The organism is Candidatus Tisiphia endosymbiont of Dioctria linearis, assembly GCF_964026545.1.
GTDB lineage: Bacteria > Pseudomonadota > Alphaproteobacteria > Rickettsiales > Rickettsiaceae > Tisiphia.
In genome coordinates, this window is the sequence record NZ_OZ032156.1 from 1,277,417 (window position 1) to 1,295,193 (window position 17,777).

General features: G+C 32.9%; 16 protein-coding genes and 1 pseudogene. 9 read left to right on the forward strand and 8 right to left on the reverse strand.

Translation table 11 applies throughout. The annotated features are described in order from the left end of the window. Positions 1-7: 7 nt before the first annotated feature. Positions 8-2,899, reverse strand: coding sequence for a sodium:solute symporter family protein (locus AAGD42_RS06250; protein WP_341752660.1), 2,892 nt, complete (start codon positions 2,897-2,899; stop codon positions 8-10). Positions 2,900-3,489: 590 nt separating this feature from the next. Continuing rightward, positions 3,490-3,777, reverse strand: a complete 288-nt coding sequence (locus AAGD42_RS06255; protein WP_341752661.1) for a GIY-YIG nuclease family protein — start codon at positions 3,775-3,777, stop codon at positions 3,490-3,492. A gap of 773 nt (positions 3,778-4,550) precedes the next feature. On the opposite strand from AAGD42_RS06255, the gene AAGD42_RS06260 reads away from it, so the two are divergent. From AAGD42_RS06260 to AAGD42_RS06270, 3 genes are all read left to right on the forward strand, one after another. After that, positions 4,551-6,173 (forward strand): Sca4 family protein, encoded by a 1,623-nt coding sequence (locus tag AAGD42_RS06260; protein ID WP_341752662.1) that lies wholly within the window; start codon positions 4,551-4,553, stop codon positions 6,171-6,173. 170 nt (positions 6,174-6,343) lie between these two features. Then, positions 6,344-6,991: an HD domain-containing protein gene (locus AAGD42_RS06265; RefSeq protein WP_341752663.1), complete on the forward strand. Its 648-nt coding sequence runs from the start codon at positions 6,344-6,346 to the stop codon at positions 6,989-6,991. 563 nt (positions 6,992-7,554) lie between these two features. After that, positions 7,555-8,901: an MFS transporter gene (locus AAGD42_RS06270; protein WP_341752664.1), complete on the forward strand. Its 1,347-nt coding sequence runs from the start codon at positions 7,555-7,557 to the stop codon at positions 8,899-8,901. Here the strand turns inward: AAGD42_RS06270 and AAGD42_RS06275 are convergent. The 3 genes from AAGD42_RS06275 to AAGD42_RS06285 all read right to left on the reverse strand — a co-directional run bounded on the left by AAGD42_RS06275 (position 8,792) and on the right by AAGD42_RS06285 (position 10,927). Beyond that, entirely contained in the window at positions 8,792-9,514 is a 723-nt protein-coding gene (locus AAGD42_RS06275; protein WP_341752665.1) for an HD domain-containing protein, read from the reverse strand. The genes AAGD42_RS06270 and AAGD42_RS06275 overlap by 110 nt on opposite strands. Before the next feature lie 98 nt (positions 9,515-9,612). Then, positions 9,613-10,425: a hypothetical protein gene (locus tag AAGD42_RS06280; protein WP_341752666.1), complete on the reverse strand. Its 813-nt coding sequence runs from the start codon at positions 10,423-10,425 to the stop codon at positions 9,613-9,615. A 256-nt stretch (positions 10,426-10,681) separates the two neighbouring features. After that, on the reverse strand, positions 10,682-10,927 hold the full coding sequence (locus AAGD42_RS06285; protein ID WP_341752667.1) for a hypothetical protein: 246 nt from the start codon (positions 10,925-10,927) through the stop codon (positions 10,682-10,684). A gap of 542 nt (positions 10,928-11,469) precedes the next feature. Between AAGD42_RS06285 and AAGD42_RS06290 the strand changes: the two genes are divergently transcribed. The 5 genes from AAGD42_RS06290 to AAGD42_RS06310 are packed head-to-tail and all read left to right on the forward strand — an operon-like array spanning position 11,470 to position 14,849. After that, complete coding sequence (locus AAGD42_RS06290) at positions 11,470-11,832, forward strand: hypothetical protein (RefSeq protein WP_341752668.1); 363 nt, start codon at positions 11,470-11,472, stop codon at positions 11,830-11,832. Positions 11,833-11,891: 59 nt separating this feature from the next. Further along, on the forward strand, positions 11,892-12,176 hold the full coding sequence (locus AAGD42_RS06295) for a hypothetical protein (RefSeq protein WP_341752669.1): 285 nt from the start codon (positions 11,892-11,894) through the stop codon (positions 12,174-12,176). Between the two features lie 50 nt (positions 12,177-12,226). Continuing rightward, a complete protein-coding gene (locus AAGD42_RS06300; RefSeq protein WP_341752670.1) occupies positions 12,227-12,838 on the forward strand; it encodes a TraE/TraK family type IV conjugative transfer system protein in 612 nt (203 codons plus the stop codon). Positions 12,839-12,865: 27 nt separating this feature from the next. Further along, positions 12,866-13,600 carry a type-F conjugative transfer system secretin TraK gene (locus AAGD42_RS06305; RefSeq protein WP_341752671.1) on the forward strand — a complete coding sequence of 245 codons (735 nt, stop codon included), beginning with the start codon at positions 12,866-12,868 and terminating at the stop codon, positions 13,598-13,600. Next, positions 13,593-14,849 (forward strand): TraB/VirB10 family protein, encoded by a 1,257-nt coding sequence (locus tag AAGD42_RS06310; RefSeq protein WP_341752672.1) that lies wholly within the window; start codon positions 13,593-13,595, stop codon positions 14,847-14,849. Before AAGD42_RS06305 ends, AAGD42_RS06310 begins: the two co-directional genes overlap by 8 nt. Here the strand turns inward: AAGD42_RS06310 and AAGD42_RS06315 are convergent. Beyond that, on the reverse strand, positions 14,802-15,323 hold the full coding sequence (locus AAGD42_RS06315; protein ID WP_341749620.1) for an IS630 family transposase: 522 nt from the start codon (positions 15,321-15,323) through the stop codon (positions 14,802-14,804). The two genes, AAGD42_RS06310 and AAGD42_RS06315, sit on opposite strands and share 48 nt — an antisense overlap. Further along, on the reverse strand, positions 15,287-15,658 hold the full coding sequence (locus tag AAGD42_RS06320; protein WP_341749594.1) for a helix-turn-helix domain-containing protein: 372 nt from the start codon (positions 15,656-15,658) through the stop codon (positions 15,287-15,289). Before AAGD42_RS06320 ends, AAGD42_RS06315 begins: the two co-directional genes overlap by 37 nt. 51 nt (positions 15,659-15,709) lie before the next feature. Here AAGD42_RS06320 and AAGD42_RS06325 point away from each other — a divergent pair. Further along, positions 15,710-16,267, forward strand: a pseudogene (locus AAGD42_RS06325) (integrase core domain-containing protein); the annotation flags it as partial. Between the two features lie 279 nt (positions 16,268-16,546). Here the strand turns inward: AAGD42_RS06325 and AAGD42_RS06330 are convergent. After that, positions 16,547-17,749, reverse strand: coding sequence for a hypothetical protein (locus tag AAGD42_RS06330; RefSeq protein WP_341752673.1), 1,203 nt, complete (start codon positions 17,747-17,749; stop codon positions 16,547-16,549). Positions 17,750-17,777: the final 28 nt, after the last annotated feature.

Consider the following 17,777-nt stretch of genomic DNA (forward strand, 5'->3'; position numbering starts at 1 on the left):
ACAATCACTAACATAACTCAACTGCCTTTACTATATCAGGTAAATCCATTACTTTAGGTCGAATCTCCTTAATATTAACAGGAATAGTGATATTATAATTTATACCTTGGTCTCGGTTACTATGAACCTTTAAATTCCCATAATGAGCATCTATAACATTAAAACACTCCAAAAAAGTTAGTTCATTCGTCTGCTTAAAAGTTGGAGTAAGAAGTAATTGCAGTTGTTGCTCAGTAAGTGTACCGCCTTGATCCTGTATTATTAGCTTTATTGCTTTGATTGGTTTTTTACTTTTAGTAGTTTCTGATATATTTAGCTCAAAATCTAGAATATCATCTTCTAGAAAAATACTCACAATATTACCATCGACATTATTGTTGATAACATGAATCAATAGACTTTTTATTACTGACTTCATTTTTTCTAAATCGCATGTTATGTTATGATCTTTTTGTTTACTACGGACAATAAACTGTAATGGTTGATCAGATAATTTTTCACATTCACCTACTACTTCATCTATTAAATTCTTAATGTTAATTTCAGTAAGCTTAATATGCACTTGATGTCTTACTCTATGAGTAATAGTAGAAAGATATGAAGCCCAGCCCTTTATTCGTTTTGCTACGTCATGTAATTCTTCAGTAATCCAAGAAATTTGGTCTTCATTAGCTGTGTTTTGTAGTTTTGTACATAATGCTTCAAGTTGGAGTCGCAAGGTATGAAGTTGCTGTTGTTCTTGCTCTTCTATTCTGTTAAAAAACTCTTCTTCATGTTGTGCTAATTTGATCAAATCATGCGTTAGTTTTATTGATTTTGTTTCCCATACATTCTTCATGATTTCAGATAATTCTTCATGTTTTTGTTTTGGTTTTAGAAATGCTATTAATGCACTACTAAATAGCAACAAAAGATAATTCATTTGGAATTGTATATCGCTGAAACTACTGGTTAAATAGTCTTCACCCATATAACATTTAAAAAATTGAAATGATGCAAATGTACCAAAAATCGCTATAAATAAAGCTATCTGCCATCTGAGCAAAATACCAGTAACTAGTAAATTAATAATAAATATCATACATTGTAGTTGATGAAATTCGCTAATAATGACCAGCATACTTCCAACACAAATCAACATATATAGCACACCTAAATTCCATATTACAGCTATAAACCTCTCGCTTTTAAATCTAGGAGGCAATATTGGATAAGCTACAAACCCGGTAGATATTAGTAATACTGAGTGGTAGATGAAGTGATAAATATTAGCATATTTTGTGGTATAATATTCTGGGATAGTGAATAATGATGAATAAGTGGAAATTATTACAAAGAAACCAAATAGAGAAAAAGTAATTTCATTTTTTGGTAGATTACCTTTACAAAAATTCACCAGATTAAATTGTTTGATTGAATTAATAATTCTTCTGAATTTTCTTTTACGTTCAAGTCTGAGAGCAATTATAGGACTAGGGTCTTTTACGCCAATCCAACCACCAGGTTGTTTAAAAAAGTAATGGCTAAACATCAAAGTTAACAAATTAGCTGCCATAGCTGGTATGACAGCTTTCATTTGTACATTTAAGACTTTAAAACTAACTGCTATAATAAATCCAGCAAACATTCCTATTAATACTGCTTTACTACTAGTACGAAAGCCTAGAATTGCTAAAAGAAAAGGCACTGAAACTACAGGCATATAAAAACCTAATATTATTAACAGCAAATCAAGTATGTTACTTGCTTCGAAAACTAGAAAAATAGCAAAAATACCAACAAAAATAGCGAAAACACGTAATATAATGAGATCACTAAGATTATTATGAACCTTTTTTATAACATCAAAATCTAATAATTTTAAAATATCATTAGTGAATAATATAGCTGAAGAATTAATGTACGAATCTGCCGTAGACATGATTATTGCTACAATACCTATAGCAGTAAGCCCTCTTAATCCTGGATAGCTGTGATTCTCTATAATATGGGCTAATAACTTCTCAGGGTCAAGATTAGGATTATTTGCCAGTAATAATATTCCAACCCAGATTATTATTACTAATATCGTAAGAGATATTAAACCTCCTGTTATAAAAGACTTTCTAACTTGTATGATATTCTTAGCCATTGCCAATCTTTGAAAAAAAACCGGTTGAAAAGCTGGAATTAGAAAAAATAATAACAGGAAAAAAGAGCTTATGAACTTAAAATCATTGAAATTAAATACTTGCCTATAATCGAATAAAGGATTTTCTGTGATTGTTACAAAAACTTTGTGAGGATCATGCAGAGTTCCCCAAATTATCAAAGTAATGATAGGAACAACAGTGCCAAAAGTAAGAAATTGTATTATATCTGTAAAAGTAACAGCCTTGATACCGCCAAAAGCTGAATATAATATTACTATAACAGCACTTGCCAAAACAGCATGAAAACTAGAAACATTAAAGAAAAGTTGCAACATGGTAGCTGAAACTTTAAATTGCACTGCAACTATTCCTATACAAAGAAAGATGCCTGCTATAGCTGTAAGCAATTGAACTTTTTTACCATAAAGAGTCCCCATGGCTTCAGCTATGGAAAGATTACCCAAAAACTCTGCCATACGTGGAGCTAAAAAGTAACCAACAATTACGAGAGCTAAAGGTTCACCCAATGCCGGAATGATAAAATATAAACCTTGTTTATAGGATTCACTAACTGCTTCAGAAAAGAGACCACCTCCTATACAAGTGGCAATAATTGTAGCAGTTATGGTGCTGGTGGAGAAATTGCGGTTGCCTATAGCATATTCTTTAATATTTTTTATACCACGACTATAAAATAGACCTACTGCTAAGTTAAAAATTAAAAAGGTGGCAAAAATGGCTGTGTCCAAATCCCAACTTAAATGCATATAATCTTCCCCTAAATGTCAAAAAACTGTAAGTTTTTGACCACCAAAGACAAGATTTTTAGAAGTAAGTAATCTAGATTGGTGATCGGGGAGTTAGCAAAACCGCCTTAGGACAGTTACGATAGTCTTTAGGCTTAAATGTAAACATTTAAGCCCTGGACATAACTAACGTCTCCCCGACCATAAAAAGTCAAGTATCATCATTGTAGGTTGATGACCCCTAAGGTGAAGGTTGCTAAACCCCAGAATTACTTTACAGTAATTCCACCTCGAATTCTAAATTATATACACACCTAAAGTCAATATATATTTTTTTATCCTGGATTGCTTCGACCATTACATGGTCTCGCAATGACGTATATGTACCACAAACGTCATTGCGAGAAGTGCGTAAGCACGCATAGGCTTAAGAAAATAAAGTAGAAAAGTCGTCATTGCGAGCCACCGTAGGTGGCGTGGCAATCCATTTCTAATCACTTTTCTGGATTGCTTCGTCGACCTAAGGTCTCCTCGCAATGACGGTTTCTTAATTATTGTTTTCTTAAACTGACGCTTATGCGTAAGCACGACGAAGCAATCCAAAACATACATTAAACAATATCTTCATATAAATCACGCCATTCTGGGTTCATAATAGTAATTAATTTTATTTTTTTAGCTCTGGAGCCAGCTTTAATTTGCTTTTCTCTAGCAATAGCAGTATCCATTGTTTCTAATACTTCATAAAATACTAAGTCATTGCACTTATATTTTGAAGTAAACCCTACAATAATATCATGCTTATGCTCATAAACTCTCTTAATAAGATTTGAAGTAACACCAGTATATAGGGTGCCATTCTTTTTGTTTGCCATGATATATACAGCTGGTTGTTTCATATTTTATTTATACTAATTTTTTGGATTGCTTCGTCGTGTTTCCGCACTTCTCGCAATGACGTTTGGGATGCATACATGTCATTGCGAGACCACGTAGTGGTCGTGGCAATCCATAAAAGTTAAATTTGGATTGCTTCGTCGGCTCACGCCTTCTCGCAATGACGGTGACGGCATAATGCTAATCGGGTTAGCTATAAATCTCAAACTAAAAAAGCCAGTGTAACAACCCAAACGTTTAGCTTATTAATAAAGCTAAAATTTGGGTATTAGACTTGCTGATACACTAGTAAGTACTCGAAAGTTTCCCAGCTCAAAAGTACTTACTAGTGAAATCAATCCAATAGCATTGCTATTAAATTACAACCGTTATTGAGGTGTAACTATGATCATACAAAAATTTCTTCAAATAGTCAAACTCTATTATTTTTGCAGTCTTATAACGTAAGTATTAGCAATAGCGTCATTGCGAGACCACATAATAGATTGCTTCGTCGCTACTAAAGTAGCTTCTCGCAATGACATCTGTGCCTATAACTCGTCATTGCGAGACCATGTAATGGTCGAAGCAATCCATTTCTAACAACTTTCCTGGATTGCCACGTCGCCACTAAAGTGGCTCCTCGCAATGACATTTGGGTAAAAGTACTAGCGTCATTGCGAGAAGGCGTCAGCCGACGAAGCAATCCAAATTTAATTTTTCTGGATTGCTTCGTCGACCTTACGGTCTCCTCGCAATGACAGTTATATACACATGTCATTAATAGAGTAGGATTATGAAAGATAACACACAACCCACTAATATTCTTGAAGAGAATAGTAATGAGGTTACAGAACAAATAGAAGAAGCACAGGACTTAGTTGTTTTAACCAATTCAGTTAGTAGCAACTTTCTGGATATAGACGACTTAGATCCGATCACCAAAGCCATCAGGCAGGAAATTCTGCAAAAACAGCGTGATATTTTAAGAGAATATATAGCTCAGAATCATGATCTAACCGTAACTAACTATGACGATCAGGAATTTGCTGAATATCTGAAAAATGTCAATAATAGACCAATAATTGATCAAGCATTTGCAAATACCCAAGTTAAAACTGAACTAGAAAAAACAGAGATAGCAGGATACAAGCAAGTTCATCATAATTTTGCTGATCAATTTCATACAATGAACTGGCAAGATGGTGATAGGCAAGGTAATATCAGAAGCCAGATAGTAAGAAATGATTCAGGTGATGAATTAGCTACTATCAAGGAAACAACTCATAAAATTAATTCTCTAGTCTCTTTGTCAGATGGCACTCTTAAGCAAATCAACAACTACCGAACAATAGATTTTCCAACAGAATTGCCAAATAAAACTGGTTCAATGCATTTGTCATTAGCGGTAAAAGATGAAAATGGTCGAAATATCGCCTTAGACCGAGCAGTATATTTTACTGCTCATTATGATAGTCAAGGTAAATTGTCAGAGATCAGTAGTCCAAAACCAGTGAGATTTAATGGTAAAGGAGATGATGCGATAGGCTATATAGAGCATTTAGGACAGGTCTATAGTTTGCCAGTAACCCAAGGTAAATATCAAGAAATGATGTTAGCTTTGGAGAAGAATAAAGGGCAAGAAATCAACCTTTCTCAAACTATCACTACTGCTCAGGATATGATGATTACTACTAATGTTGTCAATAGTGATTTACCCATTCAACAAGAAAAGAAAGAATATCATCATGATAGGCAAAAGTTAGCTGAAGAAATATTAGAAAAAACAGCTGAGCAAGCAGTTAGTAATCAGAAATTGTCTGAAGATAAACAAAGAAAATTATTACAACAACTTGCCGAGCAAGACCCTAATTTAGCCGGTAAGTTAGTAGCAGAACATTATGCTACCCATGCAGTAGTATATCACAACGAGAAAACAGCAGATGCAAGTAGTACAGCATTAGAAGAGTTAGAGAATAGTGTAAAAATATGCGGTGGTCATAAAAAATTAGGCTTAACTTCTATAAAGAAACAATTATCTGAGTTGGATAAAACACGAAAAGAATCTATCCAAAGCATGAAAGAAGTAGATAAACTGATAGTGCAGTTAGAAACATCTGAGAAATCTTATCATGAGCAACTGAAGAAAACACAACTAGTTGCTGATATATTACCAGAATCTAATCCCGATAAAGAAAAATTAAATATTTTTTTAAAATCAAAGCTAGAAGAGAAAGAGCCAAATACAACAACTGCACCGCTAGCAAAAAATAAAGAAATAGATGATTCTTTAGAACCAGAAAAAAAAGCAGCTCGGATGATAGAAAGATTCATGAGTAAAGATTCTCCATCTAATAAAGCACTACCACTGAATGCATCAAAACTACAATCAAAGAACACTCAAGTAAATAGGAGGTAACTATGCCAGCTATTTAAGTGACGTATGTGCCTATAACTCGTCATTGCGAGACCACGCAAGTAGGTCGAAGCAATCCATTTTTAATCATTTTTATGGATTGCCACGTCGGCTCACGCCTTCTCGCAATGACTAAGCAATATCCAGAGAAAACATTCAATAGGGAGTTATTTATGACCGATGAAAAAGTCCTGTTATTTTCATATCCGCCTCATAGCCGGCAACTACAAGACTCTTTGATGAAGGAGTTTTTGGATAAAATTATAGCATATAGTAAAAGACGCAGTACTATAATAAACATCCCCGTTATAACATTGGCATTAAAATATGTTATCCAATACCAAGCAGATCAGAAACGACACTCTGGTGAGTCATATTACCATCATCCAATACAAGTTGCGTTAATAGCAGCCAAACTTTCCTGTAAAACTGAAATAATAGCAGCGTCATTATTACATGATATTGTAGAGGATACATCTATTACTATTGATCAGATACAGTTTTTATTTGGTAGCAAAATAGCAGAATTAGTTAACAAACTGACGAAGCTTGACGATCTTATAACAAAGAAAGTAAAAATTGAAGGAGAACATGCCTTACAGAAACTGCTTCAACCGGAAGATACGGATGCATGGTATATCAAGCTTGCTGACAGATTACATAATATGCAAACCCTTCATTATATTAAGTCAAGAGAAAAACAAAAAAGAATAGCCTTGGATACTTTAAACAACTTTATACCTCTAGCAAAACTAGTTCGAGTAAAATGGATAGAACAGAAACTATACGTATTAGCTAGCAAAATATTAGAGGAAAATTAATTAATACAATTTATTTACTTTTTATTAATAGTTTAGTTAGATTATCTCTTTATTAATTCTCTCCAAACAAAATTTTTCCGTCACTGTTTTTAATTCAAGTCTTTCTTGAATGATCAGGGAGCGTTCAGGTAAAACAGTTTTCATATTATTAGTATCTTCTAAAGTTATAGTGAAACAGATTGAATTAGGTGATAAAGAACATAGCGATAATTGGGAGTGTTATAAGAACTAATACACATCAAATTAACATAAAATTGACATTTTCCTCTTATTTTTTCATATATTATCACCTAATTCAATAGCTTTTACTATATAATAAATTTAAGCCAACAAATTGGAAACCAAAATGATTAGATTACTACAATTGGCATAGATATTGCAAAAAGAATTTTGCAAATTTACCATGTACAAGAAATCTTTTCTATAACATTTACGCTTTATTGAATACCGTGATATTGTTACAAGCAACAATTTATTATTTCAGTTTTCTACATATATTTTTCTTGCTATCATTACTTAAATCATTAGTATAGTTATTAGCACTAATTTATATAGGTGGAGAAATGATAGGGTATCAGCAACAACAAAGTAGCCTAACCAAGGAGCAAAAAGAAGCTGTCGGATTACTTTCAGTTGGGACGTTTCTTGAGTATTTTGATCTGATGCTATATGTACATATGGCAGTTCTTTTAAATGAGCTCTTTTTCCCAAAAAGCGATCCTTTTACCTCTTCATTGCAGTCTGCTTTTGCATTTTGTTCAGTGTTTGTTTTAAGACCTGTTGGTGCACTTATTTTTGGTAGGATAGGTGATAAAATCGGTCGTAAACCAATAGTTATTATCACAACCTTTATTATGTCTATTTCATGCATTATAATTGCTACTCTTCCAACATATGAACAAATAGGTATAGCAGCTGCATGGTTAGTTACCGTGTGCCGCATGTTACAGGGCATGTCATCTATGGGAGAAATAGTAGGTGCAGAAATTTATTTAACTGAATTCGTGAAACCACCTATGCAATATCCGGCTGTAATGTTAGTTGCAATTTTTTCTATTTTAGGAGGGACAACAGCTTTGGGCGTTGCATCTATTACAACTAAATATCAATTTAATTGGCGTATTGCATTTTGGATCGGTGCACTAATTGCAATGGTTGGTGGTGTTGCTAGAACAGCACTAAAAGAAACAACGGATTTTGCAGATGCAACACGTCGGTTAAAAAATATCTTAGATAAATCCGGTGTGAGCATGGCTAAATTAAAAGATGACCCTATATTACATGAAAAAGTAAGCAAAAAAACAACTATAGCCTTATTTCTAATACAATGTGGATGGCCATTATGTTTTTATTTTACGTATATTTATTGTGGGAATATCCTTAAAACTCAGTTTGGTTATAAACCAGAAGAAGTAATTAATCAAAATTTTATCGTATCAATGGTGAATTTAGTTGGCTATATATTATTAATGTATTTAAGTTATAGAATACATCCATTAAAGATATTGAAAGCAAAACTATTTATATTCTGTCCGGTTGCCTTGCTTTGTCCTTACTTGCTAAGCCATATAAACAGTCCATTACATATATTTGCACTGCAATCATTTTTTATGTTATTTGTGCTTAGCACTAATCCAGCTACCCCTGTTTTTTATACTCATATTCCCATTTTCCAACGTTTTACTTATGGTGGTTTTATATATGCTATATCTCGTATTCTCATGCATATTACTACATCATTTGGAATTATCTATTGTGAGAAATATTTTGGACAATGGGGAGTGTCGTTGATCATAGTGTCTATGGCAATAGGTTATGGATTTGGGATATTTTACTTTGTGAGACTAGAGAAGGAAGCCGGAAATTATCATGTAAAGTTTGGTGATCATTCTGTCTCTGCATATTCTTAAAACATAGCCTTGCTAATATTTGCTCAACTTTTGGGGTTCCAAGATAAATACTAAGACTCATAAATCTGCTAAGAGTTTCTTCTATTATCTTCTTAATTTTTTCTGGAGATTTTACTCCAATAGTTTGTACATTATGAATTCTATCGAATAGCTTAATGATTAAGACATCATATTTCTTTTGTAGCCATAATAATTCTACTGTTTCTGCTGCACTAATTTTTCTGTCTACCTTCACTCTGGTTAAGTCTTCTACCTGATTAGCAACCTGACTACCAAAAATACTATCAATCATAGTTTTAGTTAGAGCTGTATCTTCAATAGTATCATGAAGTAAACTGGTAATAATCATATCAGTCCTGAAATATTGGGGCATTTCTAATGCTGTGTGCTGTGCAACCATGTACGCTACTTCTATCGGGTGAGAGTAATACGGTTCGCCGGATTGTCGCATTTGCGAACCATGATATTTTTTGGCGTAATATATACCTTTTTTAACCTCATCAATATCTATTGGTTGTTTTACTTGCTGATTCAGTCGAGTTAGTTTATTGAGTAACCTTTCAGCATACTCACAAGATTCAAATTTTGACTGCCAATTATGAATATCTTCCATTAAACACCTAACACATTAGTTTAATCATAAGTTAGATTAAACTAAAATTCTGCTACTTTCAAGCATTTACTATTTTAAAAGGTGAATATTTTTAAAAATTATACCATTAGTTTTTTGTTATGGTTCTCTAAAACCTGAGTTAACAACTCTTCTACTTCATAACTAGTATTTTTATTTTCAAAATCTGAGAAATCTATTATTATTTTGCTTCTAATTTTATTAGACTCCAGAATTTTCACCAGTTCTATTGCCCCATTGTCAGTAATGTAATTATAGCTAATATCTATTTGGCTGATGGTTCTATTAGTTTCCAAAGCTTTAACAATCTGGACAAGCCCAACGTCACCAATATTATTAATATTGATATCCATTTGCTTTAGAGTGCTATTATTTTTTAGAAACTCTGCTAGTATGATTGCTCCTTGATCACTAATATTATTGTCACAGAGATTCACTTGCTTTATAATTTTATTTTTTGTTAGAAGTTCTGCTAATATATCTGCTCCCTGATCACCAATATTATTGTGATTAAGATTTATTTGCTTTATAGTTTCATTATTTTCTAGAAATTCCGCTAGTATGATTAGCCCCTGAATACCAATGTTGTTATACCCAATATCTATATTAATCAAACTATGATTAGTCTCTAACATTTTGATAAGGAGACTTAGTTCCTCAAAACCAATATCGTTGTCGCAAAGATTTATTGTGGTTATAAGTTCATTATGTTCCAAAGCCTTGCTAAGTATCTCAATTCCTTCTAAACCTATATGCTCTTCGCTAAGGTCTATGTGGGTTATGTTATTGCTCTGCAAAACATTTCTAAGTATTTGTCCAGCAATATTAGTGATATTATTTATTTCTTCATTTGTTGAATTATTTTTTTGTTGATTTTTAACATTGGTAGTCATAAAATTAACCCCTATTTTTGTTATAGAAAATGGACACTGAGGTTAGATTTAAAAATTTTGCGATTGTTTCTTCTAACCTCGGTGCTTGACACCACACCACGTAGTGTCATCTTCACAGATATCTTCATTAACCCCAGAAGTACAGAGGTTTTTCACTATATAGTGATTTTTTTGTAAAATTTATTATAGCAGTGTTGAACTAGAGACAGTGGCTAAAATTATTATTAAATAAACATCTAATTTAGCTAATAAAGCATCAAGTATCACTTTTATTATTAGCAATGATGGCATCTAAATACTTTATGACTTGTTGTAAATACCATATAATGATTGTAGCACTATCCTCTGAATAATCGTATACTTTTTGCATTAGCTCATCATTAGAACAAAGTGTTTTTAAGACCTTTGTTAATGTTAGCCTTGCTTCAATCAATTCTGGTTGAAGCTCATGCAGATTAATAATTTCCTTAACTTGTTGTTGATTTTGATCGTTATTAGTCATATGATTTTCCTACCGTTTTTTGGGTTACAAAAAAAATGTGGTACTAGAGGTTAGATTGGTAAAATTTGCGTTTTATTCTAACCTCTGTACTTGTTAACTAGATGGCACTTACTACTTAACAACAAACCTAAATATGTTAAGTGCTATCAACACCACACATATCCCACATCTGAAGAGGAGTACAGCGAATTAGCAAGTAAAATCAAATGTTTTTCTAAAGAAAACAAAGAAGCTGCAAACAAGAGACAGCAAAAAAATAACCGCTGAAACATGCAAACAGAACAGTTAAATTAAATATTATAATTTGTCTCAACAAATAAGCTAAAATATTCCTTATAAAACTTACGTCTCTTACAAAAACCCCATAATCTCCTACAACTACTTACTTTAAAACTTTTTGCCTTAAAAACAATGGGTGATAATGCCCCCTATTTATTTTCAATAAAATAACATAATTTATCATCTTAAGCTTAGTTATGTCGCTACAACGGAGAAAGTAGTAAGAAAAGGCAATAGCAAATAATTAACAAAAGAGGAATATTATGGTGGATTCGAAGAAAATACCAAACACAACTAACAAAATAACTAGCAAACAAAAAGATCAGCATTGCCTAGATAATAACTGGGGCGATACTCTCTCATATTTCAGCTATGGAATAATTATCATTTTACTTAGCACTATTGCCTCTGAAAGTTTAGCGGTAGATTTAGGTAGATTTGGCAAAGGTGTCATCGAACCACTGGTAAAATTTGCAACGGATTACTGGGTTTATGGAGCTGGGCTTGGTGGTATTTTCACAACTATTCTATCTGAAGGTGGTGGTCGCATTCGAGTAGTTCGTGGTGGCACAGTTTTTGTCGGTAGTAGTGTTATTTGTATGGGTATACTGGCTGCTATAGCTTAAATCAAGGATAAATTGTCATAATATTTGATTTTTAACTTTTTTACTTACGAGATTCAATTATGGAAAGAGTACGTTTTAATAATTGCTTAAACAAACCGGTGAGATTTTGGAACATATCTATTGGGTCAATAGTAGGGGGTATTAGCTTTGGGTTAATCATTTTATGTTTTAAAGGGGTGTTATGGTCTTTTTTGGCGAGTAGCATTGGTTTTGCGATAGGTGGTTGGTTTATGGATAAATGGTGGATTGGTATAATCCAGCGTTGGCTCTATTGGCATCCGCCATTTGGTAGACTGGTTATATCAGCCAATTTACCAGAGTCTCACATAAGGCTGTTTATGTAGTAATACTAAATATTAAATGTAAATAGACATGAATAACTAGGGATTAAAGAATGGAAAAGATAATAGCTATAGGTAACATCCAACAAGTAGCAAGACAGCGGAATTTGTTTTTAATATTAACGACGCTACTTTGCGTTAGTTGCTTAGGGTTATCAGTTAAATTATTGACGAGCAATGAAAAAGTAATTTTGGTACCAAGTCTTAGTCAAGAAATATGGACTAGTAATAATGGAGTTTCCAAAGGATATCTGGAAGAAACAAGCCTAATGTACCTACCACTGCTCCTTGATTTAAATTCAGAAATAATAGATTACAAAGCAGCTATCATATTTAAATATATTTCACAAAGTGATCATACTTATATGAAAAATATCCAAGACTATTTTGCCGATAGCAAAGAAACATACAAAAAATTTGCCTTATCAACATACTTTTCCATCAAGAATTTAGAAGTTGATAGTAAGAATTTGCAAGTAATAGCAGCCGGCATGCTAACCTCAAGATTTGGCGATAAAGGTTTTGAGGTCAGCCCTACTTCTTATCAATTATCTTATGAGTGGCTAGGTGGGCAGCTTAGACTCAAAGAATTTGTAAGAATCAATGAAAATCAAGAAGCAGAGATAGTGCGGCACAGCAGAGAAAATGATAAAGAGAAAAAATAAAGGACCAGAAAACTAGAGAATAACATGATGACCAAAATAACACTAATGATTGCCATGATATTAACGAGTAGCGGAGTACTTGCAGCACAGGAATTTGAATATATACCAGGAAGAAAAATCAAGGCTAAAATAAGTGCAAGTAATGTTAATAGAATAGAATTTGGAAAAATAGCTATAGCACAAATTATTGGTGATGAAAGTAAATATAAGATCATAGCTGATGATAAAGCACAAAATATTTTTTTGTTACCAAAAGTTCTAGCTCCTGAAATTTTTGAACTAGCCTTAGTTAATTCTTCTGGGAACGTTGCTGATTTAATACTTAAGGTAGAAGATATAGAGGGGCAAATTATCAAAATTTCCATGGATAATTTTTATAATAAGTCATCTAACATCTTTTCCTCATCTCTTGACAATAAATGGTTAGTACAATCCCAAGAACAAGAAATTGCAAGGATGATAAGGAGTATGGTTTTGGATAAAGAAGATAAATATTACGTAATTAGAGTAAAGAGAAAAATTAACCGTTTACAAAATATCGGGCTATCCGTAGAGCAAGATAGGATTTATCGTTTTGGTAAACTTATTGGAGCAAGGCTAAACGTCACTAACAAAAACTCTAAGAAACTAATTCATCTTAAAGAAGCATACTTTAATAATCTATTTGATTTTTGTTTAGCTACCACTATTGAAAACACCATACTTTCTCCTAAAACTAAAGGATTTGTCTGGGTAGTAGCAAAGGAGCAAGACGATGATTGATATGACCATATTTGCTAAACTTAAAGAAAAAATACCATTTCTAACAAGAAATAACAAACTACCAGAAGGCAAGCAGCTTAAAACTTCAAGTGAAGAGCTATTAGACGGGAAAGAAGAAATTACTCCTAATCAGGCTATTAGATACAAACAGTATAATTTATTATTAATGATTTTTGGCAGTAGCATTATTGCTGTACTTGTTCTAATCAGCATAATGCAGGGAAAGAATAAGCACAAAGCAATTATTAATGATAATCCTAAACCAAAAGTAGAGGTGGCAAGTGAAGCGTTAGACCCAGAGAAAATGTGGCGTAACCACTTTGAGGATTTACTAAATGACAATAAACGTAAATTTGATGAACGTTTACAAGGAGCAGAAACAAACTTTATCGAAAAAGAACAAAAACTACAAGAAGAGATAAAATTGGAACTAGCTAAAATGCAGGTTCAGCTAAATTTTGCTAAAAGTGAGCTAATAAGTGCGACAGAAGAGCTAAAAAGAATGCAGCAAATTCACCAAGAAGCAGAGCAAAATGTCAAAGATTTAACTAATGATGCAAATATTAGTACCGTAGACTTAAACAGCCAAATAGAATTTGATAAACCAAAAGATGCCAAGATTTATATTCCAGAGACTTCTTATGTTAGTGGTTATTTATTAGGCGGTCTTGCTGTATCTACCGCATTAAATACTCCTGATGAAAATGCTAGTCCTGTAGTAATTAGACTAACGGCAAGAGGCAATTTACCGAAGAACTTTAATCTTGATATCACTACCTGTCGCATTTTAGGAAGCAGCTATAGTGACCTATCAAGTGAAAGAGCAACTATTTGCCTAGAGAAAATGGTTTGCATTGACCCAACTACAGAACTAATAACCACCAGTAATATAGCAGGTCTTGTGTATGGATCAGATGGTATGAATGGTATTAAGGGCAAAATAGTATCCACCAGTAGTAAACATATAAAAAATGCTATGATCGGTGGAGTGATTAGCGGACTTAGCCAAAGTAGCAAAGGTCAGGAAAGTATGGCTATAACAAGCCTTGGAGCAGTTGCCACCCAAAAGAAAGGTTTTAAGGATATAGTAACAAATGGTGCTTTATCGGGTGCATCTAATGCTGCTGAGAAAGTAGCTGATTATTACTTAAGAATGGCAGAAAGTATGTCGCCTGTTCTTACTATAGTAAAAGCAGTTAAGTTATGTTACAGCAAAGAATGCACAAATGGTGTTATACAATTCTTGTGAAAGCCCGATTTTTTGTTTAATCCACCTTTTCATATTAGCCCAAAATTTCTCTATTGGATTTAGGTCAGGAGAGTAAGGTGGTAAAAATATTACCCTACATCCTACTGATTCTATTAAATCTTTAGTCTTCTTAGACTTATGAAAAGCAGCATTGTCTAAAATCACAACTTGACCAGCTATAAGCTCTTTTATCAAAAATTGCTCTACCCAATTATTAAATAGTTCGGTATTACAGGTGCCATTGAATACAAAAGGGGCTATAGATTTATTACCTACCAAACCTGCTATAATATTCGTCCTTTGGTAATACTTCCCACTCTTCTTTGCTTGTAGTGTTTGACCTTTCTTTCCCCAACCTCTATCTTGGGTAATGTTCATCTCTATTCCGCTCTCATCTATATACACAAGCGCATCTGTAGCTAGATCTTTGATATCTTCTAAATACTTACATCGCTTTTCAGCATTAGCTTCCACATAGGTAAAGGCTTTTTTTTATAACTAAATCCCAATTGTCTTAGCCAATATCTTGCCCCACTAGCGCTTATCCCAAATTTCTTACCAATATCTTCCGTTTTGCTATTAGGATTTTCTTCTACATACTTGATAAAATCATCCATTTCTATACTAGGCTTTGCTCCTTTATACTTCCTTGCTTGATAATGACCTTCTTTCTTATACCTTACATGCCATGTATTTACTGTTGTAGGGCTCAATTGAAAAACTCTAGATGCTGACCTTTGACTATTTCCTGCTTCTAGATATTTTATTACTTTTTCTCTTAAATCTATACTGTATGGGCTAGTTGACATTTTTCATTTTATATTATCACAATCACTAACATAACTCAACTGCCTTTACTATATGTTGGCAACTTTAAAGGAATAGGTAAGGTTTATGGTCAAACTTTTATCGATAGCTATTCCAGGGTGACGGATGCCAAATTATACACAGACAAAACAGCTATAACCTCTGCTGATATGTTAAATGATAGAGTTCTACCTTGGTACGAAGAACAAGGTATTCCTATACTACGTATATTAACTGATCGTGGTACTGAATATAAAGGAAATATAGAACATCATGCCTTTGAATTGTTTTTAAGTATTGAAGGAATAGAACCCACCGTTACAAAAGTATATTCCCCTCAAACTAACGGGATATGTGAGAGGTTTCATAAAACCATGAAAAATGAGTTTTATGATACTGCAATGCGTAAAAAGATTTACAATTCACTTTTTGAATTGCAAAAAGATCTTGATACCTGGTTACATTATTATAATAACGAACGTCCTCATTCCGGCAAGTATTGCTATGGTAAAACTCCAATGCAAACCTTTAAAGATAGTAAAAAATTAGCGTTTGAAAAAAATAATGAGATCTTGTATCTTGAACACTTATCTGACAATCTAATAAGTTAATTTATGGGGTCTGTAAGATCAAATCTTGACTTCTACACCCTTAAAAAATCTAATTTAAACTTCATACTTCCTAATCACTTATCCTAAACTGACGTTATTAGCCTCTTTATCTTTTAACTAATACTTAATTATATCCAATTTTTTACCTATGGAAACCCTTTAAAACCTCTTCCTCTTCTAACTTTTGACATCTGTAGGGCATAAGTGGCAACGCTTACGCCTGCTCACTAATTTATCACTTTTCTGTACCAACTTGGATTATGCTAAATTTTCGCAGAATCATTTACAATTTTCCCTGCATATATCGGTAAATTTTGCTATATCATTCTGTTGATAATAATAATCCTCACATTGTAATGAAGAGCCTTTAATTCTCTGCTCTTTAAGGAAATTATAATAAGAAATAGCTGTCTTAGTTTCTACTAATCCTAAGGTAGCTGGTGTTTTATTTGAAGCAAGCGGCAATATACTTCCCAATACACATCCCATAATTTCATAAGGATTAGAATGAACCATTACTTCTTCTAATTCTGTTTTACCTATCCCTAAACTATTATCATAGTAGTACGTGAAATGTATTGGGACAGGTAGAGTTAATTTACCTCCCTGAAGTACTAAAATATCTTTTTGTTTTTTGAAGCGTTCTATACAATTAAGAGGAACAAAAATATGTGGTGCAGAATCGTCTACAATAATTATTCCTGGTTTTAATAAATTATGGGATACAATATTAGGAATATTAGTTGCACCAACCAATAATGTTGCTTCATTGTAAACTAATTCCGGAAGTTTACAATTAATAGATTCAGCAATTAAAATTTCACCTTTATAATTAAAGTGCGAGGATAACATATGTGATATTTTTTTTAGCTTTCCTAGTTTAGAGAAGATATCACATAAAATTAGCTTTTTAGGATGTCTTAAAACTGATAGCATTAATTGTAGTGTTGTTAGACCAATTGATCCAAGTCCTATACATGCAATAGTTTCCAACTCTATATTTCTTCTTGTACTATCAAGTACATGTTCTATGTTTAAGACCATAGCTGAAGTAGTTGTGCCGTGTCCAGTAGTTATCAAGAAATTAGGATTCTTATCTTTAATATCGTAACCATAATTAGTAGCAGATGGTATCAACCCGGTTAAAGAGGCACATTTAGCACCACATAATTCCGCTAAAGCTATAGCATCCTGTAAAGCATTAACAAGTCCATCATCATTGTAAATTTCTTCACTTACAATAGGAATTACAAAAACACCTATCCTCCCTAAAAAAGTATCTATAACAATATCTGATGAAGATTGATTATGCATTATTTTCCCTATAAAATCAGTCTTGCTCATCCCACTATTTTGAATTGCACTGAGTCCAATATTCCCAAGAGCAATAGAATCTAATGCTAGAATTTTCTTTGATGTTACTAAAGAAACCAGCGACTCTTCTTTTGGGAAGATTGTAAAGTTTTGAAAATTTTTATTCATATTGTCCTCTTATTTTTTATAAAACATT